This window comes from Nocardia sp. CA-135398 (assembly GCF_050955845.1).
Taxonomy (GTDB): domain Bacteria; phylum Actinomycetota; class Actinomycetes; order Mycobacteriales; family Mycobacteriaceae; genus Nocardia.
This window is the reverse complement of the sequence record NZ_CP192084.1, coordinates 3,175,915-3,194,947: the sequence shown is the minus strand read 5'-3', so window position 1 is coordinate 3,194,947 and position 19,033 is coordinate 3,175,915. Positions and strand designations below refer to the sequence as shown.

Genomic DNA, 19,033 nt, shown 5'->3' with positions numbered 1-19,033 from the left:
CGCGATGGACCACGAGTCGCGAATGTACGAGTTGGAGTTCCCGGCTCCGCAGTTGTCGAATGACGATGGCTTGGGTCCGGTCCTGGTACACGGACTGGAGGGCTTCACCGATGCCGGGCATGCGGTGCGGCTGGCCACGACGCACCTGCGCGAAAGTCTGGAGAGCGAGCTGGTCGCCTCGTTCGATGTCGACGAGTTGCTGGACTACCGCTCGCGTCGTCCGCTGATGACGTTCAAGACCGACCACTTCTCGGATTACGCCGAACCCGAGCTGAATCTGTGGGCGCTGCGCGACACCTCGGGCACCCCGTTCCTGCTGCTGTCCGGCCTGGAACCGGATCTGCGCTGGGAGAAATTCACCACCGCGGTGCGTCTGCTCGCCGAACAGCTCGGTGTGCGGCGCAGCATAGGACTGAGTGCCATCCCGATGGCGATCCCGCATACCCGCCCGCTCGGCATCACCGCCCACTCCTCCGATCGCGACCTCATCGCCGACCATCAGCGCTGGCCGGGCGAACTACAGGTGCCGGGCAGCGCGTCCTCGCTGCTGGAGTACCGGATGGCCCAGCACGGCCACGAATCCGTCGGGTTCTCCGTGCACGTGCCGCACTACCTCGCGCAAACCGCCTATCCGGAGGCCGCGCAGACCCTGCTCGAACATGTCGCCGACAACGCTGGTCTGGAATTCCCGCTGGCCGCGCTCGGTGAGGCCGCGGCGCGGGTGCGCGAGCAGGTCAACGAGCACATCGCGGGCAACGCCGAGGTCGAGACCGTCGTGCACGCGCTCGAGCGCCAGTACGACAGCTTCGTGACCGCTCAGGAACGTCAGTCGAGCCTGCTGGTCGGCGACGGTGAATTGCCGAGCGGTGACGAATTGGGTGCCGAATTCGAGCGCTTCCTGGCCGAGCAGGGCGGCTACGACGGCGACGAGGGCGAACAGCCCAACTGACCCGATCACCCTGACCGGGCCGTAGACGGCTGCCCGTAGGGTGGTCGGAGTGGATCTGACCGAACTGCTCGAGATACCGGGAACCGACGCCGACGCCCTCTACGAATCCTTCGGGGCGTGGGCGGCCGAGCAGGGCACCCCGCTGTATCCGGCGCAGGACGAGGCGCTGCTGGAATTGGCGTCCGGATCCAATGTCATCCTGGCCACCCCCACCGGGTCCGGTAAATCCCTCGTCGCGGTCGGCGCGCATCTGTTCGCGCTGACGCGCGGGCTGCGCACCTACTACACCGCACCGATCAAAGCCCTGGTCAGCGAGAAGTTCTTCGCCCTGTGCGAGGTCTTCGGCGCGGACCGGGTCGGCATGGTGACCGGTGACGCCGCGGTGAATCCGGAGGCGCCGATCATCTGCGCCACCGCCGAGATCCTGGCGAATATGGCGCTGCGCGAGGGCGCGGCCGCCGATGTCGGCCAGGTCGTGATGGACGAATTCCACTTCTACGCCGATCCGGACCGCGGCTGGGCATGGCAGGTGCCGCTGCTGGAACTTCCGCGCGCCCAATTCCTGCTGATGTCGGCGACTCTGGGCGAAGTCGACTTCTTCGCTACCGATCTGGAGCGCCGCACCGGCAATCCGACCGCCATTGTCGCGGGCACCGAACGTCCTGTCCCGCTGAGCTTTTCCTACGCGCGCACCCCGATCACGGAAACCCTGGAAGATCTCGTCACGACCAACCAGTCACCGGTGTACGTCGTGCATTTCACCCAGGCGGCCGCATTGGAACGGGCGCAGGCATTGACCAGCGTCAACTTCGCCAGCCGCGCCGAAAAGGACGCCATCGCAACGGCTCTGGGTGATTTCCGCTTCTCCTCCGGCTTCGGCAAGACCCTGTCGCGGCTGATCCGCCACGGTATCGGCGTCCATCACGCGGGCATGCTGCCCAAGTACCGTCGCCTGGTGGAACGCCTGGCCCAGGACGGATTGCTGAAGGTGGTCTGCGGCACCGACACCCTCGGCGTCGGCATCAACGTGCCGATCCGCACGGTCCTGCTCACCGGTCTGACCAAATTCGACGGTGTGCGCACCCGCAGGCTCAAGGCCCGCGAATTCCATCAGATCGCGGGCCGCGCGGGCAGGGCTGGATACGACACCATGGGCACCGTGGTCGTGCAGGCGCCCGACCACGAGGTGGAGAACACCCGGCTGTTGGCCAAGGCGGGCGATGATCCGAAAAAGCAGCGCAAGGTGGTGCGCCGCAAGCCGCCCGAGGGCTTCGTCTCCTGGAGCGAGGAGACCTTCGACCGACTCGTCGCCGCCAGCCCCGAACCGATGGTGTCGCGCTTCAACGTGACGAACTCGATGCTGCTCAATGTGATCGCCCGCCCGGGCAACTGCTTCGACGCCATGCGTCACCTGCTCGAGGACAATCACGAGCCCCGTCCCGCGCAACGCCGCCACATTCTGCGTGCCATCCGGCTGTACCGCGCCCTGCGCGACGCCGGTGTGGTGCAACAGCTTCCGGAACCCGACGCACAGGGCCGCCGTGCCAGGCTCACCGTCGACCTGCAGCGCGATTTCGCCCTCGACCAACCACTGTCCCCCTTCGCCCTCGCCGCACTCGAGCTGCTCGACAAGGACGCCCCCGCCTACACCCTCGACGTCATCTCCCTCATCGAATCGACACTCGAGGATCCGCGCCAGCTGCTCATGGCCCAGCAGCACAAGGCCCGCGGCCAGGCGATCAACGAGATGAAGGCCGACGGCATCGAATACGACGAACGCATGGAGCTGCTCGAAGAGGTCACCTGGCCCAAACCCCTTGCCGAGCTGATCGAACCCGCCTTCGAGACCTATCGCGCCGGGCATCCATGGATGTCGGAATTCGCCCCGTCGCCCAAATCGGTCGTCCGCGACATGATCGAACGCTCGATGACCTTCGCCGAGCTGATCTCGCACTACGAACTGGCCCGTTCCGAGGGTGTGGTGCTGCGCTATCTCGCCGACGCCTATCGCGCGCTGCGGCGCACCGTCCCGGAATCGGCGCGCACCGAGGACCTCGACGATATGACCGAATGGCTGGGCGAGCTTGTGCGCCAAGTGGATTCGAGTCTGCTCGACGAATGGGAGCAGCTCACCAATCCGGGCGCGGAGACCGATGCCGATCAGCTCGCGTTCGGCGCGGAAACGGTGCGGCCGATCTCGGCGAACGAACGCGCGTTCAAGGTGATGGTCCGCAATGCCATGTTCCGTCGCGTCGAACTCGCCGCACTGCGCCGCTGGGAGGTCCTCGCCGAACTGGGCACCGGGCCGGACTGGGCGGCCGAGCTGACCCCCTACTTCGACGAGTACGAGAGCATCGGCACCGGCCCGGACGCTCGCGGTCCGCAACTGTTCCAGGTGGAGCAACGCCCCGGTTTCTGGCAGGTGCGTCAGGTGCTCGACGATCCCGCCGGTGACCACGGCTGGGCCCTGGCGGCGGTGGTCGATCTGGCCGAGTCCGATGCCGCTGGCGAGGTCGTATTCGACGAGGTCACGGTAGCCGCGGGGTGATCATGATCAAGGTGTCGTCAACGAGTTGGTTACCAGGGGCATCGCGCTGATACTCTCTCGCGCGGTGCCCGAACGACGGCCGACCCCCAAACGACGGAGAGTTCCCCTAGATTGACCGGTTCAAACCTGCCCGAATCGCCCTATCTGGTCATTCACCCAGAGCGGGTGCGCGAGAACTATCGCGCACTCGAGGCCGCGGTACCCGGAGCCCGAATTCGCTTCGCGGTCAAGGCGAGTCCGGTCCCGGAACTCATCCGTCTGCTCGACCGTCACGGCGCGGAGTTCGATGTCGCCAGTGTCGGTGAGATCGAACTATGCCTGCGCGAGGGCGTCGACCCGGCCCGCATGTGCTACGGGAACCCGATCAAGAAGGCCGCCCATATCGCCGCCGCCTATGCCGTGGGCGTGCGCCGCTACGCCTTCGACACCGAGGACGATCTGCTGCGCATCGTCGAGCACGCGCCGGGTACGGAGGTCGAGTGCCGGTTCCTGTCCTCGGCGCCGCAGTCGACGACGCCCTTCGGCACCAAATTCGGCTGCTCCCCCACCGAGGCGCTGCGCCTGCTGGTACGCGCCCGTGATCTCGGACTGATCGTCGGCGGTCCGTACTTCCACGTCGGCTCCCAGCAGACCGACCCGCGGGCCTGGCGCATCGGTATCGAACAGGCAGGCGTCATCACGGCAGCGTTGGCGGACAAGGATATTCCGGTTCGCTCGGTGAATATCGGTGGCGGCCTGCCCATTTCGTACGTCGAGGCGGCGCCCGCACTCGACGAGATCGGCGCCGTCATCGCGGCCGCCACCGCCGAATTCCTACCCGAGACCGCCGGACTCGTCATCGAGCCCGGCCGTGCGCTCGTGGGTTCGGCGGGCACCATTCACGCCGAGGTCATCGGCGTGCGCATCGCGCCGGACGGACGGCGCTGGGTGTATCTCGACATCGGCCGTTACAACGGCATGGCCGAGACCGAGAACGAGTACATCGCATACCGCTTCGTCACCGAACGTGACGGAGACCCCGTGGACGAGGCGGTGGTGGCCGGACCGACCTGTGATGGCGACGATGTACTGTATCAACGCACGAAGGTCCTTCTTCCGACCTCGTTGCGAGCCGGTGATCGCATCCAGATCCTCGATACCGGCGCCTATACCGCGAGTTATTCGTCGGTGTCCTTCAATGGTTTTCCGCCCTTGACCGTTCATGTCTCGGGCGCTGAGCGAGAGTGAGTTTGCCTATGACGGCGGAATTCACCGGCTGGCATGTGCTGGCCGAGTTCGGTGGTGTCGACGCAGATCTCTGCGACGATCTCGAACGACTCGAATCGGCGTTGCGCGAGTCTCTGATCGCGGCGGGCGTCACCATCTGCGATGTCGTACACAAGAAGTTCGATCCGCAGGGGGTGACCGTCCTCGCGCTGTTGTCGGAGTCTCACGCCTCGATTCACACTTATCCGGAGTCCGGCGACATCTTTGTCGACGTATTCACCTGCGGAACTATCGGCGCCGGTGCGTCGAAGGCCGTCGAACTACTGCGAGATAAGTTGTCTCCCAGGGATGTTCGCATGCAGGTCATCCAGCGCGGGCACGGCTCGACACGGATCGAGGAGCCGGTCGGCAACGGCCTGACCCGGATCTGGGATCTGCACGAGATCATCGTCGATACCCACACTCCGTTCCAGCACATGGTGATCGCGCGCACCGAACAGGGCATCAGCCTGTTCTCCGACGACGATCGCCAGTCCACGGAGTTCTCCCAGCTGACCTATCACGAGGCGATGATGGTCCCCGCCTTCGCGCTGGCCGCGAAGCTGGACAAGGTGCTGATCATCGGTTCGGGTGAGGGTGTGGCCAGCCAGATGTCGGTCGCCGCGGGCGCGACGCTGGTGGATCACGTCGATATCGACCAGCGCGAGGTCGAGTTGTGCGCCGAGCACCTGCCCTACGGCTACACCAGCGACGAGCTGGCCGCCGCGGTCCGGGGCGAGGGCCCGGTCAAGGTGCACTACGCCGACGGCTGGGACTTCCTGGCCAACGCGACCGAGGCGGGTACCCGATACGACGTGATCGTCATCGATCTGCCCGATGAGCGGGTCGAGGACGCGCAGCACAACCGGCTGTACGAGTCGGAATTCCTGACGCGATGTCGGGCACTGCTCGCACCCGGCGGCGTGCTCAGCGCACAGGCCGGATGCGCGACGATGTGGCGCAACGAGACGCTGAAGCGGTCCTGGAAGCGCTTTCACGACCAGTTCGACACGGTGGTGCAGTACGGCAGCGACGAGCACGAGTGGACATTCCTGTTCGGGTTGAACGAGCGAATCGATGATCCGGTCCAGGCGATGACCGATCGGCTGGGCACGCTGCCCTACCGCGCCGAGACGATCGATGCGCGGGCGCTGGTGCGCGGCGCGATCGAACCGCACGCTTTGCGGGTGTAGCAGCACGCTCGAATCGCACCGGCTCCCAAGGGGTTTCCCTTCGGGAGCCGGTGCGATTCGGTCAGGCATGCGGCGCGGCCTAGGCCTGCTGTTTGCGCCAGTCTTCGACGTTCATTCCGCCGATGCCCCAATCGGTGAGCTCGACCTCGTCGATCACGACGAAGGTGGTCGCCGGGTCCTTGCCGAGGACATCACGCAGCAGGTCGGTTACGCCCTTGATCAGTTGGGTCTTCTGCTCTCGCGTGACGCCCTCGTTGGTGACCTTGATATTGACGTAAGGCATTATGCGGCCCTTCCCGAGATGAACCCACCGTCGACGGGGAAGATGTGGCCGGTGGCGAAGGTGGCGTCCGCGAGATACAGCACCGCCGCGGTGGTTTCGCTCACTTCACCGATTCGGTTCAGCAAAGCCAGTCGAGCCGAGGCGCTTTCGTCGCCGTCACCGAAAAGCGGTGTGCGAATGATGCCAGGTGCGACGGCATTGACCCGGATTCCGTCGGCGGCGAGCTCCGCGGCCAGGCTCGTGGTCAACGCGTGGACGCCACCCTTGCTGACCAGTGCCGCCGATGCGGGCAGTCCCGCGAGCGCGTGGTTGATCAGGACCGTCCCGATATTCACAATGCTGCCACCGCTTTTCTGCGCTCGCAGCTGGCGCACGACGGCCTGCGTGGTGAAGTAGGTCCCCTTCAAGTTCGCGTTCAGGTAGCCGTCGAGATCCGCCTCGGTGACGTCGACGAACGGTTTGGCGCCGAAGATCCCGGCGTTGTTCACCAGTACATCCACTCGACCGAACCGCTCCACGGCAAGGCTAACCAGCTCGGAACCCGTTGTGGGCGTACCGATATCACCGGCGAAAGCCACCAACCGCGAGGGCGCGCCCAACGAATCCGCCACCGCCGCGAGCTTGTCCGCATCCCGCCCGTTGAGCACGACATTGTCACCACGCGCCACGAAGGCTCGAGCGATATCGCGCCCGATCCCGCTGGAGGATCCGGTAACGATGACCGTCTTCACCATATTCATCTCTCTTCCTCGTTGACAATGACCGATACGACCGGTCGTCTTGGAATACGCAAGCGGCTACACAGACCGCAAAACCTATAGGTCAGGGCCGAAAGTAGTCATCCAGCAGTCGGCGCAAACACTTGTGCAGCGGTTCGAGCGAGCGCTCGATCTTCATCCTGATCACCGCCCCCTCCCACGACTCCAACAGCAGATCGGCCAATTCGGTGGCGTCGATATCGTCGCGAATCGTCCCCAGTTCCTGCGCCCGCCGCAGCGCGGTCGCCACCCCGTCCCGCCAGGAATTCCAGGCCGCCGCCAAGGATTCCCGCAGCACCTCACTGCCCTCGAGTTCACCGCCGAGGTTCGCGATCAGGCATCCACCGGTGTACTCGGCCCGCACGAAATCGTCCATGAGCCGCCCGAAGAACGCGTGCAACCCGGCGATCGGATCCGGCGAGCTTCCGAGCGTCTCGGCCAGATTCCGCTGCACACACAGCGAATGGTGATCGATGATGGCCTGCCCGAAGCTCTCTTTGCTGTCGAAGTAGTTGTAGAACGAACCCTTCGGCACGCCGACCGCGTCCAGGATCTGCTTGATACCGGTGCCGTGGTAGCCGTTGGTCAAGAACCCGGCAGCACCCTGCTCCACCAGAAGCTGCCGAGTGTCATCACTGCGTCGCGGTCGCGCCATGGAGTTAATATATGACCGGTCGTCTTGGAATAGCAAATCCGGCCATGATTCAGAGCAGGCTTCGCCACGTGGCACACCTGGCCACGAACGCACCCAGATGCGCGGCGGCAAAGCGCTCTGCGTACCAATCATCTGGCGCAACAACGGAAGTCCACACATACGTCCACGCCGCCGCCGGACCCGGCCGAACCCGCCGCAACTCGTATTCGTCATCCTCGAATGCATCCAGCACCGCCCACTCCCCCGCGTCGAGCCCCGACAGCACCACACCCCGGGCAACACCGCCCGCTGCGGGCACCAGCCCGGGATACACGCGCCCCGGCAGTGCCGCGGCCCGCCACCCGACCAGCTCCGCCGACACCAATTCCGGACACCGCCCGATCAACTCGACCAATACCTCCGGAAACTGCAATGTCCCGTAGACGAACAGCCGATCACCGTGCGCGATCGAGCGACCGATCCGTCGTCCGGGCCTGGCATCCACCTCATCCACCGCGAACCCTTTCCGCCTGCCTACCAGCGGAGATTACGCCCATCGCAGACACAATCCACCCGACATCGACGCCTGGCTACCAGGAACCGGCTTCCCTGCGTGCACCGTGCCACAGGAACCGACACATCCGCCGGGCCGCGACCGCCCGCAGCCGCCATCACCTGGACCAACTCCGGTATCGACATCGAAAAGGCACCGCCCACAACGGATTCCCCGGCAATTGTCCGCACGGGCGCCACAGCCTTGCAGCGCCGAGTTCGAAATCTGCAATCAGTGTCCGCACACGAACGCGTCGATATTGCGCGCGCACCACTCGGCGAACGTACGCGGACTTCTACCGAGCAGTTCACGCACGGTGTCGGTGCGGAACCCCACCGTATCGGCGCGCATCAACTCGAACCCCTCGATGATCGCCGCCTCGAGCGCTGGTGGCGCACCGCCAGGGTAGCGGGATTCCAATGCCTCCTGCGGAGTGGCCGCCTCGTGCACCTCGATGGCGCGGCCGATCGTACGGGCGATGGTCGCGACTTGTTCTGCGACAGTGCAGGTTTCCGCGCCGGTGAGGGTATAGGTCATACCGGCGTGGCCGCTGCCGGTGAGCACCTCGGCCGCCACCGCGGCGATATCGGCGGGGTCGATCGGGGCGTAGCGGCCGGGTCCGGTGGGGTCGAGCACCGTGCCACCGCGGCGGATCGTCTGCGCCCACGCCAGCGCATTCGTCATGAATCCGCCGGGCCGCAGCACGGTCGCCGGTATGCCGGATTCGGCGACGACCCGCTCGCGCTCGCGATGCCAACGCCCCATCGCTGGGACCGGGTCGCCCATCGCATTGAACGACGACAACTGCACGATATGCCGCACTCCCGCTGTTTGCGCCGCATTCACCGCATCAATGGTGTGCTGCAGGCCGATGCCGGGCACGAGCAAGAACAGCGCGTCGGCACCATCGAATGCGGGAGTGAGGGTCGCCGGATCGTCCAAATCGCCGACGACCAATTCGCCCCGACCCGGATCCGCGACACGATCCGGATCACGCACGAGAACACGAAATTCCGCACCTCTTACAGCGAGTTCTCCGACCAGTTCACGACCGATATTTCCGGTGCCACCGGTGACCATTATCATCAGATCTCCACATCGTTAGCCGTCTAACGAGATAGAACGTTAGACGGCTAACGATCTATTCGTCAATCGCTGAGGAGATCCGACAGGTGCCCGAGTTCCTCGACCTACACGGCCGCAGTTCGAAGGCGCTGCGCGCGCTCGCCGACCGCGAAATGCGCACGCACGGACTGCATTTGGGCCAAAATCATGTCTTGGCCCTGCTGTGGGAGCGGGACGGGCGCACCCCGGGCGAGGTCGCCGCCGCGCTGAATGTCGCCACACCGACCGTGGTCAAAATGGCCACCCGCATGACCGCCGCGGACCTGCTCGAGCGCCGTCGGGACGACCACGACAACCGCCTGGTCCGCCTCTGGCTCACCGATAAGGGTCGCGCCCTGCAACGGCCGATCGAGGCACAGCGACAAGCCTTGGAGGACAGAGTGACCGCCGATCTCACCCCCACCGAACGCCGTTACCTCATGAGTGCCCTGCGCAAAATCCACCGCACCGCAACCGAACTCCTCGGCGAGGCCGCGCCCTGATCGCGCGGACTCAGTTCACGCCCGGCCGCTGGGACCGGATGATCTGCGCCAGCCGTTCGTAATCGTCCGCACGCGCCGTCGATGCGCGAAACGCCAGACCGAGCGTGCGCCCCGGCGCAGGTGCGGCGAAGTGCGCGGTTTCCAATGTGCCGCGCGCGGTTTCGGCCGCCACCGCCATCTGCGGAATCAATGTCACCCCGAGACCGCCCGCGACGCACTGGACTACGGTCGCCAGCGACGCGGCGCGGGTATCACCGACCGCACCCGGATGGGCGTCGGCGGAGCGGCAGAATTCCAGGGTCTGATCACGCAGGCAGTGGCCCTCGTCGAGCAGCAGCAGCGGCAGCGCGTCCAGACTGGCGGGCGCGATATCGGTGCGACCGGCCAGCTCGTGACCGCGCGGAGTCACCAGCACGAATTCCTCGGTGTACAACGGGATCTCGACCAGGCCCGGCGCCTCGGTCGGCAGCGCGAGCAGTGCGACATCCAGGACGCCGGTGCGCAATCCCTCCAGCAGCCGGGCGGTTTGGTCCTCGATCACCTGAGGATTCAAGGCGGGCAATACCTTGCGCAATTCAGGCAGCAGATTCGGCAGCACATACGGGGCAACCGTCGGGATGATGCCGATCCGCAGGGTACCGCCCAGGCTGTCACCGGTCGCCGAGGCGACGAATCGATCGGCCGCCTCGAGGGTCGCCGTCGCCTGCGGCAGCAGCCGCATACCCGCGGCGGTGACGAGCACCCGCCGGGTGCTGCGTTCGATCAGCTGCAGCCCGAGCCCGTGTTCCAATGCGGCGAGTGCCTGCGATAACGTGGGCTGGCTCACATTGAGCCGCGCGGCCGCGGTGCCGAAGTGGCGGTACTCCGCGACGGCCACGAACGCACGCAGCTGCGACAGGGTCGGCTGATAAGTCTGATCAGTCACGCCTATCAGTGTAGTGCGACTGATCACGTTTACCTTTCACCGGCCGTTGGGCAAGATCACCAATGAGCTTTTCGATCCACTCGCTCTAGCAAACCGACTGACGAGGAGACAAGCATGGCTTTGCTGACCATCGGCGACCAGTTCCCGGCATACAACCTCACCGCGGTGATCGGCGGTGACCTGTCGAAGGTCGACGCTCAGCAGCCTGACGACTACTTCACCCACATCACCTCCGACGACCACGCCGGTAAGTGGCGCATCGTCTTCTTCTGGCCCAAGGACTTCACCTTCGTGTGCCCGACCGAGATCGCCGCCTTCGGCAAGCTCAACGAGGAGTTCGAGGACCGGGACGCGCAGGTGCTCGGCGCCTCGGTCGACAACGAGTTCGTGCACTTCCAGTGGCGCGCCCAGCACGAGGATCTCAAGACCCTCCCGTTCCCGATGCTGAGCGATCTCAAGCGTGAATTGGCCACCGCCACCGGCGTTCTCAATGCCGACGGCGTGGCCGATCGCGCCACCTTCATCATCGACCCGAACAACGAGATCCAGTTCGTATCGGTGACCGCGGGTTCGGTCGGCCGCAATGTCGACGAGGTGCTGCGCGTGCTGGACGCGCTGCAGTCCGATGAGCTGTGCGCCTGCAACTGGAAGAAGGGCGACCCGACCATCAACGCGGGCGAACTGCTCGCCGCGAGCGTCTGAGCATTATCCGAACCACCTGAAAACCCCCGAACGAGAAGAGGATTCGCCGAATGAGCATTGAGACCCTGAAGAACTCCCTTCCCGAGTACGCCAAGGACCTCAAGCTCAATTTGTCGTCCATCGCACGCACCACCGTGCTGAACGAACAGCAGCTGTGGGGCACCCTGCTCGCGTCGGCGGCCGCGACCCGGTCGGCGACGACGCTGCGGGAAATCGCCGAGGAGGCCGCGGACAATCTGTCGGCGGAGGCCTACAACGCCGCGCTCGGCGCTGCCTCGATCATGGGCATGAACAATGTGTTCTACCGGGGCAAGGCGTTTCTGGAAGGACGCTACGACGATCTGCGTGCCGGTCTGCGGATGAATATCATCGGCAATCCGGGTGTCGACAAGGCCGATTTCGAGCTGTGGTCGTTCGCGGTGTCCTCGATCAACGGCTGCGCGCACTGCCTGGAGGCGCATGAGAAGACTTTGCGCGAGGCAGGCGTCTCGCGCGAGGTGATCTTCGAATCGCTGCGCGCGGCCGCGATCGTCGCCGGTGTCGGCCAGGCCGTGCAATCCACGGAGGCGCTGGCCACCGCCGCGGTCTGATATCTCGCCGGAAACCCGCAACGGCCCCGTCCGAATAGGACGGGGCCGTTGCCGTTTCCGCGCCGACCGGCACGTGTCGGAGCGGCTCGCTAACCTGTCCGCGATACGCACCTCGTGAACAAGGGAGCAGGCCGATGGCTGTCCACACGCCGCCGACCGATGAGGACACCTGGGTGGTACCCGCCGCCTAGTGGTCGAAACCCGATCCGTTCCGCGGTCGTTGGCCCGCACGCGGCGTTGCCGTGAACGCGGCTGCGGCACAAACCATTTCCGACAAGTTGTTCGCAGTCCGCGGATCGGATTCGCGCCATCCTGAGCCATTCCGGCTCGCACCAGGCGCTCGCCGAACGGGGTGCGCGGTATCTTGCCGATCGGCGGCCAGACCCGCTCGGTGCGGCCGTGTGCGCCGCGATCGGCATGGACGCGAAGCTGTGGGATGACAGGGCCCTGGACCGATTCGGCGCACGCGCACCGCATCCTCGATCTGCTCGGCTGGCACTGGCATCTGCTGCGCGACAATAAATCGCTGATCTACAGTGTCGCAGCACATCTCGGTCCGGACGCCGCCTCGGTCCTCACTCGACTGTGGGAGGCGGGCCGGGGCAACAGCTCCGCACCGGGACCGGAAACCCTCTGGAAGTCGCCGCGTCCGATCCCCGCGACCTCGGCGATTGGGTGCTGGAGGCGCTGGCCCAAGCCGATCCGGCGCTCGCCGAGCCGATCCTACGTGCCGAGTGCACCTGGTTACTCTGGTCGGTCAACGGGTTGATGGCGGTCACCGCCGCGCACGGTGCGGCGGCCCACGACCTCGTCACCGGTGCCATCGCGGCGGACCCGCGTGAGCTCGCCGCCGCGATCGCCCCCTTCGAAAGCCCAACCGTCGCAGCCTTCGTCGTCGACCGGCTGGGGTTGCGCACTGAGCAGGGCCACACGGCGGCGGTCCGCGATGCGGCGCACACCCGTGTCGCCGATGTCGCTGGCGAATTGGGTTTGAGCGAGGATCAACTCGCCGACCGTATGGTTCCGGATCTCGGACTGCGCCCCGACGGTACGGCGCTGCTCGACTTCGGGCCGCGCCAATTCGTGCTCGGCTTCGACGAGCAGCTGCGCCCCACCGTCACCGGTACCGAAGGCACCCGCTACAAGGCGCTGCCCAAGGCCGGAGTGCGCGACGACGATGCCCTGGTAGCCGCGGCGATTGCAACGTATCGATCGCTCCGCAAGTCGGTCGAGAAGTTCGCCGCCGACCAGATCCGGCGACTCGAACGCGCGATGGTCACCGAACGCCGCTTCACCCTCGACGAACTGCGCACCCAGTTCATCGCACATCCCGTGCGCATCAACGTGACCCGCCGCCTGATCTGGGCGACCTATCGCGACGACCAGGTGCTCGACTCGTTCCGCATCACCGAGGACAACACCTTCGCCGATGCCGACACAACCGCTCTCGATATCGCGGAGAACGCCGTCATCGGCATTGCCCATCCGCTGCACCTCGGTACCGAGCTGACCGCCGTGTGGGCCGAGGTGCTCGCCGATTACGAACTCCGGCAACCATTTCCACAGCTCGAACGGGAGGTGTACCAACCCCATCCGGAACTGCTCGCCAGTTCCAGCGCCCTCATTCCGGCGAACACCACCGTGCCCCTCGGCCGCATCCACGGCCTGACCAACCGTGGCTGGAATCCGCCCGAACGCGGCGACGGCGGTCGCATCGGAAATCCTGCGTGATCTCGCCTGGCTCTCCGGCCAGCATTGATAGGCATATCCGACAAATCAGGACAGGGGTTTTATCCCGAACAAAAATTCTGCGGCAGCGCACCGACCACTTCTCGGCGGCCGGTAGGCTCGCGAACATGGGCACACAGGGTGAACCAGAGACCATCGGTACGCGGGTCGAGGTCGTGCGCGTTTTCACGGACCCGACCGGGCGAGGCGGCAACGAGCTCGGTATCGCTCGCGCCGCGGACGTCGCCGAGGTCGACCACCAGGCATTGGCGGCGAAGGCTGGGTACAGCGAGACCGTCGTTGTCGAGGACCCGGTCGACGAGATCGCCAGGGTACGGATCTACACCCCCGCGGTGGAGCTGCCGTTCGCCGGGCATCCGTCGGTGGGTACCGCCTGGTGGTTCGCCGAGCAGGGCCAGCCGGTACGGATTCTGCAGGTGTCGGCGGGTGCGGTCGCCGTGGAACTCACCGACGGGCTCGTCTGGATCAGGGCACGCGGGGAATGGGCGCCGGATTTCACCTTCCACCAGCTCGACGACGTCGATGAACTGGCGAATCTGCGCGCCGAGGATTTCGACAGCGGCTCGCATTATCTCTGGACCTGGACCGACGAGCACCGCGGCGCCCTGCGCTCGCGCATGTTCGCCCCCGCGATGGGCGTCCCCGAGGACGAAGCGACCGGCGCTGCCGCGGTTGCCCTCACCGCTCTACTGCGCCGCAGCCTGATCATCACCCAGGGCAAGGGCTCACAGATCTTCACCGAATGGGACTCCGACGGTTGGGTTCGACTCGGCGGCCGCGTCGTCGCCGACTCGGTCGTCAACCTGTAAACCGCGATTATCCGACGTCAGGTCCACTCGGGCTGCTGACAAGGGCTTCGAACCCGGGCAGCTCGACGCGATCAATCGTGGTAGCGCCGAGGCCCTCTTCAACAGTCTGATCAGACGCGACGCGGGCGCTCTATCCCGAGACGGCGGCGACCAGCATGTAGGCGGTGCCCAGGTCCATGACGATATGGGGCACGATCGCGGATGTCAGTGCACGGGAGATGAAGGAAGCCGACCGCCGCGGGTCGGTTCGGATACCGATCTGGTGGCCGAGCCAGCGCTTGCGGCCGGTACTCGCAGCGACGATCAAGGCGAGCGCATCGGCGGTGAAGATCGCGGCCAGTGTCAGCGCCGGTGCGGGGGCCGGCCCGTCGGCGTGCATGCCCATGCTGTGTCCCGCGATCGAGTACAGCATGGTGGCCGCGACGGCGATGTGATATCCGAGGGCGATGATTCGATCATCGGGTAGCGCACGAGTCACATTGCGCCACTGCGCAATTCGATCTGTCAGCAAGGCCGCGAAGACGATGATGAGCGCGATCAGCACACCGCGCAGCACGACCGGATCCGCTCCCATCGGGAAGACCAGCATCGCCAGCATGACCATACACATGATCAGATGTGCGGCATCGGATTCGTGACACACCGCCGCTCCGGCCGAATTCGCCTGCAGGCGAACGGGTTCGGTCCGGCCGATGCCACCCGGCACCGCCAACCTCCCGAGCACCACCACGGCCGCGAACAGAAACGCCACCACCACCGACCACCGCAATGCGGCATACTCCTGCGCGAACTCCACCACACCCACCTCCCGAGGATCCGCGGACTAGCGTGCCACGCTGGGGCGCAGACGATCGGCGGCAGCGCGAGCGAAGCGACCGGGCGAGATGCCGCGCCATTGTTTGAAAGCGTTGGAAAAGCTCGGTGCGCCGGAGTAGCCCATGCGGTAAGCGACATCCTCGACGGTGAGACCGGTTGCGAGTAATTCCTCGGCGAGGGTGCCGTAGGTTTCGACGCACAGTCGACGGTAGGAGGTGCCCTCGTCGGCTAGGCGCCGACGCATCGTGCGCAGGCTCATGTGCAGGCGTTCGGCCACATCCTCCTGGGTGATGCGCCCGTTCATCTGATGCAGCAGCACCTCGCGCACCGATCCGGCGAGGCCCCGCTTCAAACCGCGACGTTGCAGCAGGTCGGCGCACTGTTCCTCGAACAGCAGCGCGGTGAGCGGGCTGGCGTTGGGCATCGGTCGATCGATATCGGCGGCGTCGAAGACCGCGAGCTGCAGCTCCGCGGATTCGGTGCTGGGAATCTCGAATTGTTCGAGTATCGGCCGTATTCGGGACAGCAGCCCACCGGCGACCTCGGCCCGCACCACCGGCGGCGGCACCCCGAAGACCAGATACCAGTTGTACAGCAGCGCCGCCACATCGCGTTCGGCGAGAAAGGCGCGCACATCCGCGGGCAGATCGCGGTCGTCGCCGTAGAGCCAGATCTCGTCGCCGTGATAGACGTGCCAGGCCCGCGCGAACGAGGTCATCATGCTGAAGTAGCGCATCGCGACATCGATGGCCGAGCGCATGGTCGGACTGCTCAGCACCGCCATACCCAGCACGCCGTGGGTGGTGATGCGCGTGCGCATACCCGCCTCGAAGCCGAGTCCAGGTTGGTCGTCGAGCAGGCTGACAAGATTGCGGACGAGTAGAAGTTCTTGTGCCGCAGTGATCTCCGCGCCGGGCGTTTTCAACGCCACCGGATCGATACCGGTGCCGCGCAGGAGGTCGGGGCGCGTCAGGTTGTGATCATCGGCGAGCTCGGCGAGGATCGCCGCATTCGCCACCGACCGCCGCCACTCCCAAGAGGCCACGGATACATCGTGAGCGCTGCTGGCCGATACTCGCAAGGTTTTGGCCGAACAACATATATACCAAGCGAGTTCGGCTCGAGCTGACCGGTATGCGCAATCTCATGACCCGATATCGCATGGCAACGGCACCATCGCATATCTACCGTCATAGCTATCGTTGAGCGAAGACCGAGGTAGGCGAGAACAACATGCCGAGAAAGACCCTTGTCGGCACGCGCGTCGCGATTACGGGCGGCACTTACGGTATCGGCAAGGAGGCCGCACTGGCCTTTCTGGCCGCCGGTGCCGATGTAGCGATCGGAGACGCAGACCTCAGCAAAGTACGTGCAATCACCGCCCAGCTCAACCGGATTCACGGGGCCGAAGCCGTCGGCCTACCCGTCGAGGTCACCGACGGTGTGCGCTTCGCCGAATTCCTGGCGGCCGCCGAACGCAGGCTGGGTGGTCTCGATGTCGTAGTGAATGCCGCTGACGTCGAGCCAACCGGTTCGTTCCTCATCGAATCCGATCATGAATCTGATCATCAGATCGATACCAATCTGCGCGCGGTGATCACCGGATCCCGGCTCGCCGGAATGCGTTTCGTCGAACAGGGCCACGGACATATCGTCAATATCGGTTCGGCCATCGGCGTCACGGCCGCACTCGGCGCCGCGGTGTACTGCGCGACCAAGCATGCGGTGATCGGGCTCGGCACCGCCCTGCATCGCGGACTCGCCGAACAGGGCGTACTGGTCAGCACCATCGCGCCCGGTTGCGCACCCGATCCGGATGCGGTGGCGGACGCGATCGTCGACTGCGTCGAGCATCGCCGCGGCGGACTGGTGGTGGTGCCGCCGACCGGATGGTTCCGCACCGCGATGCCGGATCCGATGCAATTGCGTCATACGATGCGGCGGATGCTAGGCAGTATGTGAGCCGTCAGGCCGGGAGGTCACGCAGGACTCGTTTGAGTACCTTTCCGGTGGGGTTGCGCGGAAGTTCGTCGACGAACAGCACGTCACGGGGGACCTTGAAGCGCGCCAGATGCGTCTTGACGTGCTCGCGCACCTCGTCCTCGGTGAGCGAATGCCCTTCGCGGACAACGACTACCGCGCGCAGGCGCTGACCGTAACGATCGTCGGGCACCCCGAACGCGCTGACCTCCGCCACTGCCGGATGCGCGGCGAGCAGTTCCTCCACCTCGCTCGGAAAGACGTTCTCACCGCCGGAGACGATCATGTCGTCATCGCGGCCGTCGATGAAAAGTCTTCCGGCACTGTCGAAATGGCCGACATCGCCGGTGGACATCAACCGTCCGATGCGCGCCTTGTCACCACCGCCGGTGTAGCCCTCGAATTGGTAGTTGTTGCCGACGAAAATACGTCCGGTAGTGCCGGGGCTCACCTCCCGGTCGTTGTCGTCGAAGATCTTCACCGTGGTGCTGGGTACCGGAGAGCCGACGCAGCCCGGTTCGACCGCCAGATCCGCTGGCGTGGCAATGGTCGCGTAGGCCACCTCGGTGGATCCGTACACGTTGTACACCACCGGACCGAATGCCTCGGTCACCCGGACGCACAGGTCGGCACCGAGCTGCGAACCCGCGACGAAGATGATCCGCAAACGCGAAAGATCGCGTCCGGCAAAGGCTTTCGGTCCGGCATCGACGAGCCGCCGCAACATCACCGGCACCGCGATCATCGCCGTTGCCCCGTGCCGGTCCAGACTGTCCAGCACCGCCTCGGGATCGAAGCGCCGCCGGATCACCAGCGTGGATCCGAAGCCGACCGCGAGAACGGCGTGCGCGAACCCGAGCGTATGGAACAGCGGTGCTGGGCATTCGGTGATTTCGCGGGCACGGAACGGCACCTTGCCGAGGATCGCGCCCAACGGTGACAACGAAATCGGCTCGCTGCCGCGCGGCGCACCTTTCGGGGTGCCCGTCGTCCCGCTGGTCAGCAGGATGATGCGGGCGGCCGTGCGCGGCTTACGCGGTGGCGTGCGCGCCGCACCGGCGATCAGATTGTCGATGGTGTCGACACCGGGTTTATCGGCCCAGGCGCGGTAGCGGCCGCGACGCGGTGTGAAATCGCCGAGCATACTTGCGTATTCGTCGTCGAAGATCAGCAGATCGGCACCCTCGCGGGTCACCACCTCGCGCAGTTGCGGCGCCGCGAAATCGGTATTGAGCAGGATGATTCGAGCACCGCATTTCGCCGCCGCGAAGACCGCGTAGTGGAAACCTCGGTGGTTGCGCGCCAGGATGGCCACGCCCTCGCCGTCGCGCAGTCCGCGCGCCCGCCAGGCATTCGCGAGCGCGGTGCTGCGCTCGTCGAGTTCACGAAAGCTGACCCGGCCGAGTTCATCGATGATGGCGGTGCGGTCGCGATAGCGCAGGGCGGCAACGGTTGTCAGCCCGCCGAGCAGACCGGAGCGCAGCAGCGCGGCACCCATGAGGGCGAGTCGGTCCGGCCGTTCGGGGGTCGCGAGTCCGGCACGCACCGTCAGCGCGGCGTAATAGGTCTCGTCGGCGGCCCGACGCGCCGCAGCCGCGGCCAGCGCCCCGACCTTGTTCGCAAACTTCATGATTCGATCCTGACGCCTATTTCGCCCAACCGCTCGTCGACCCGAATCCCTGCTGAGGGCGA

At 65.6% G+C, this 19,033-nt stretch carries 19 protein-coding genes; 10 read left to right on the top strand and 9 right to left on the bottom strand.

Annotated features, from left to right (window positions below):
* Positions 1-4 precede the first annotated feature (4 nt).
* The 4 genes from ACQP1T_RS14060 (at position 5) to speD (ending at position 5,935) form a co-directional block, all read left to right on the top strand.
* A complete protein-coding gene (locus tag ACQP1T_RS14060) occupies positions 5-949 on the top strand; it encodes a PAC2 family protein (protein WP_433760563.1) in 945 nt (314 codons plus the stop codon).
* A 49-nt stretch (positions 950-998) separates the two neighbouring features.
* Positions 999-3,497: a DEAD/DEAH box helicase gene (locus ACQP1T_RS14055; protein WP_433760562.1), complete on the top strand. Its 2,499-nt coding sequence runs from the start codon at positions 999-1,001 to the stop codon at positions 3,495-3,497.
* A gap of 126 nt (positions 3,498-3,623) precedes the next feature.
* The gene (locus ACQP1T_RS14050; protein WP_433762198.1) at positions 3,624-4,724 is read left to right on the top strand and encodes a type III PLP-dependent enzyme; all 1,101 of its coding nucleotides are present in this window, start codon (positions 3,624-3,626) and stop codon (positions 4,722-4,724) included.
* An 8-nt stretch (positions 4,725-4,732) separates the two neighbouring features.
* A complete protein-coding gene (gene speD / locus ACQP1T_RS14045; RefSeq protein ID WP_433760561.1) occupies positions 4,733-5,935 on the top strand; it encodes an adenosylmethionine decarboxylase in 1,203 nt (400 codons plus the stop codon).
* A 79-nt stretch (positions 5,936-6,014) separates the two neighbouring features.
* Here the strand turns inward: speD and ACQP1T_RS14040 are convergent, their stop codons facing one another.
* From ACQP1T_RS14040 to ACQP1T_RS14020, 5 genes are all read right to left on the bottom strand, one after another.
* Positions 6,015-6,218, bottom strand: coding sequence for a tautomerase family protein (locus ACQP1T_RS14040; protein ID WP_433760559.1), 204 nt, complete (start codon positions 6,216-6,218; stop codon positions 6,015-6,017).
* Entirely contained in the window at positions 6,218-6,958 is a 741-nt protein-coding gene (locus ACQP1T_RS14035) for an SDR family NAD(P)-dependent oxidoreductase (protein ID WP_433760557.1), read from the bottom strand. The genes ACQP1T_RS14040 and ACQP1T_RS14035 overlap by 1 nt, the downstream gene beginning before the upstream one ends.
* Before the next feature lie 82 nt (positions 6,959-7,040).
* Positions 7,041-7,631, bottom strand: coding sequence for a TetR family transcriptional regulator C-terminal domain-containing protein (locus tag ACQP1T_RS14030; protein WP_433760555.1), 591 nt, complete (start codon positions 7,629-7,631; stop codon positions 7,041-7,043).
* Between the two features lie 49 nt (positions 7,632-7,680).
* On the bottom strand, positions 7,681-8,124 hold the full coding sequence (locus ACQP1T_RS14025; RefSeq protein WP_433760553.1) for a gamma-glutamylcyclotransferase family protein: 444 nt from the start codon (positions 8,122-8,124) through the stop codon (positions 7,681-7,683).
* A 270-nt stretch (positions 8,125-8,394) separates the two neighbouring features.
* Positions 8,395-9,249, bottom strand: coding sequence for an NAD(P)H-binding protein (locus ACQP1T_RS14020; RefSeq protein WP_433760551.1), 855 nt, complete (start codon positions 9,247-9,249; stop codon positions 8,395-8,397).
* An 86-nt stretch (positions 9,250-9,335) separates the two neighbouring features.
* Here ACQP1T_RS14020 and ACQP1T_RS14015 point away from each other — a divergent pair, with 86 nt between their 5' ends.
* Positions 9,336-9,770 carry a MarR family winged helix-turn-helix transcriptional regulator gene (locus tag ACQP1T_RS14015; RefSeq protein ID WP_433760549.1) on the top strand — a complete coding sequence of 145 codons (435 nt, stop codon included), beginning with the start codon at positions 9,336-9,338 and terminating at the stop codon, positions 9,768-9,770.
* A 10-nt stretch (positions 9,771-9,780) separates the two neighbouring features.
* On the opposite strand, the gene ACQP1T_RS14010 is transcribed toward ACQP1T_RS14015, so the two are convergent.
* The gene (locus ACQP1T_RS14010) at positions 9,781-10,695 is read right to left on the bottom strand and encodes a hydrogen peroxide-inducible genes activator (protein WP_433760548.1); all 915 of its coding nucleotides are present in this window, start codon (positions 10,693-10,695) and stop codon (positions 9,781-9,783) included.
* 114 nt (positions 10,696-10,809) lie between these two features.
* Between ACQP1T_RS14010 and ACQP1T_RS14005 the strand changes: the two genes are divergently transcribed.
* The 4 genes from ACQP1T_RS14005 (at position 10,810) to ACQP1T_RS13990 (ending at position 14,545) form a co-directional block, all read left to right on the top strand.
* The gene (locus ACQP1T_RS14005; RefSeq protein ID WP_433760545.1) at positions 10,810-11,397 is read left to right on the top strand and encodes a peroxiredoxin; all 588 of its coding nucleotides are present in this window, start codon (positions 10,810-10,812) and stop codon (positions 11,395-11,397) included.
* A 50-nt stretch (positions 11,398-11,447) separates the two neighbouring features.
* The gene (locus tag ACQP1T_RS14000; protein WP_397045528.1) at positions 11,448-11,987 is read left to right on the top strand and encodes a carboxymuconolactone decarboxylase family protein; all 540 of its coding nucleotides are present in this window, start codon (positions 11,448-11,450) and stop codon (positions 11,985-11,987) included.
* Positions 11,988-12,572: 585 nt separating this feature from the next.
* Entirely contained in the window at positions 12,573-13,718 is a 1,146-nt protein-coding gene (locus ACQP1T_RS13995; protein WP_433760543.1) for a DUF4132 domain-containing protein, read from the top strand.
* Between the two features lie 125 nt (positions 13,719-13,843).
* On the top strand, positions 13,844-14,545 hold the full coding sequence (locus tag ACQP1T_RS13990) for a PhzF family phenazine biosynthesis protein (RefSeq protein WP_433760542.1): 702 nt from the start codon (positions 13,844-13,846) through the stop codon (positions 14,543-14,545).
* A gap of 130 nt (positions 14,546-14,675) precedes the next feature.
* Here the strand turns inward: ACQP1T_RS13990 and ACQP1T_RS13985 are convergent, their stop codons facing one another.
* Entirely contained in the window at positions 14,676-15,350 is a 675-nt protein-coding gene (locus ACQP1T_RS13985; RefSeq protein WP_433760540.1) for a DUF5134 domain-containing protein, read from the bottom strand.
* An 18-nt stretch (positions 15,351-15,368) separates the two neighbouring features.
* Complete coding sequence (locus tag ACQP1T_RS13980) at positions 15,369-16,406, bottom strand: AraC family transcriptional regulator ligand-binding domain-containing protein (RefSeq protein WP_433760539.1); 1,038 nt, start codon at positions 16,404-16,406, stop codon at positions 15,369-15,371.
* A gap of 188 nt (positions 16,407-16,594) precedes the next feature.
* Here ACQP1T_RS13980 and ACQP1T_RS13975 point away from each other — a divergent pair, with 188 nt between their 5' ends.
* Positions 16,595-17,323, top strand: a complete 729-nt coding sequence (locus tag ACQP1T_RS13975; RefSeq protein WP_433760538.1) for an SDR family NAD(P)-dependent oxidoreductase — start codon at positions 16,595-16,597, stop codon at positions 17,321-17,323.
* A gap of 4 nt (positions 17,324-17,327) precedes the next feature.
* On the opposite strand, the gene ACQP1T_RS13970 is transcribed toward ACQP1T_RS13975, so the two are convergent.
* Positions 17,328-18,971 (bottom strand): acyl-CoA synthetase, encoded by a 1,644-nt coding sequence (locus tag ACQP1T_RS13970; RefSeq protein ID WP_433760536.1) that lies wholly within the window; start codon positions 18,969-18,971, stop codon positions 17,328-17,330.
* Positions 18,972-19,033 lie beyond the last annotated feature (62 nt).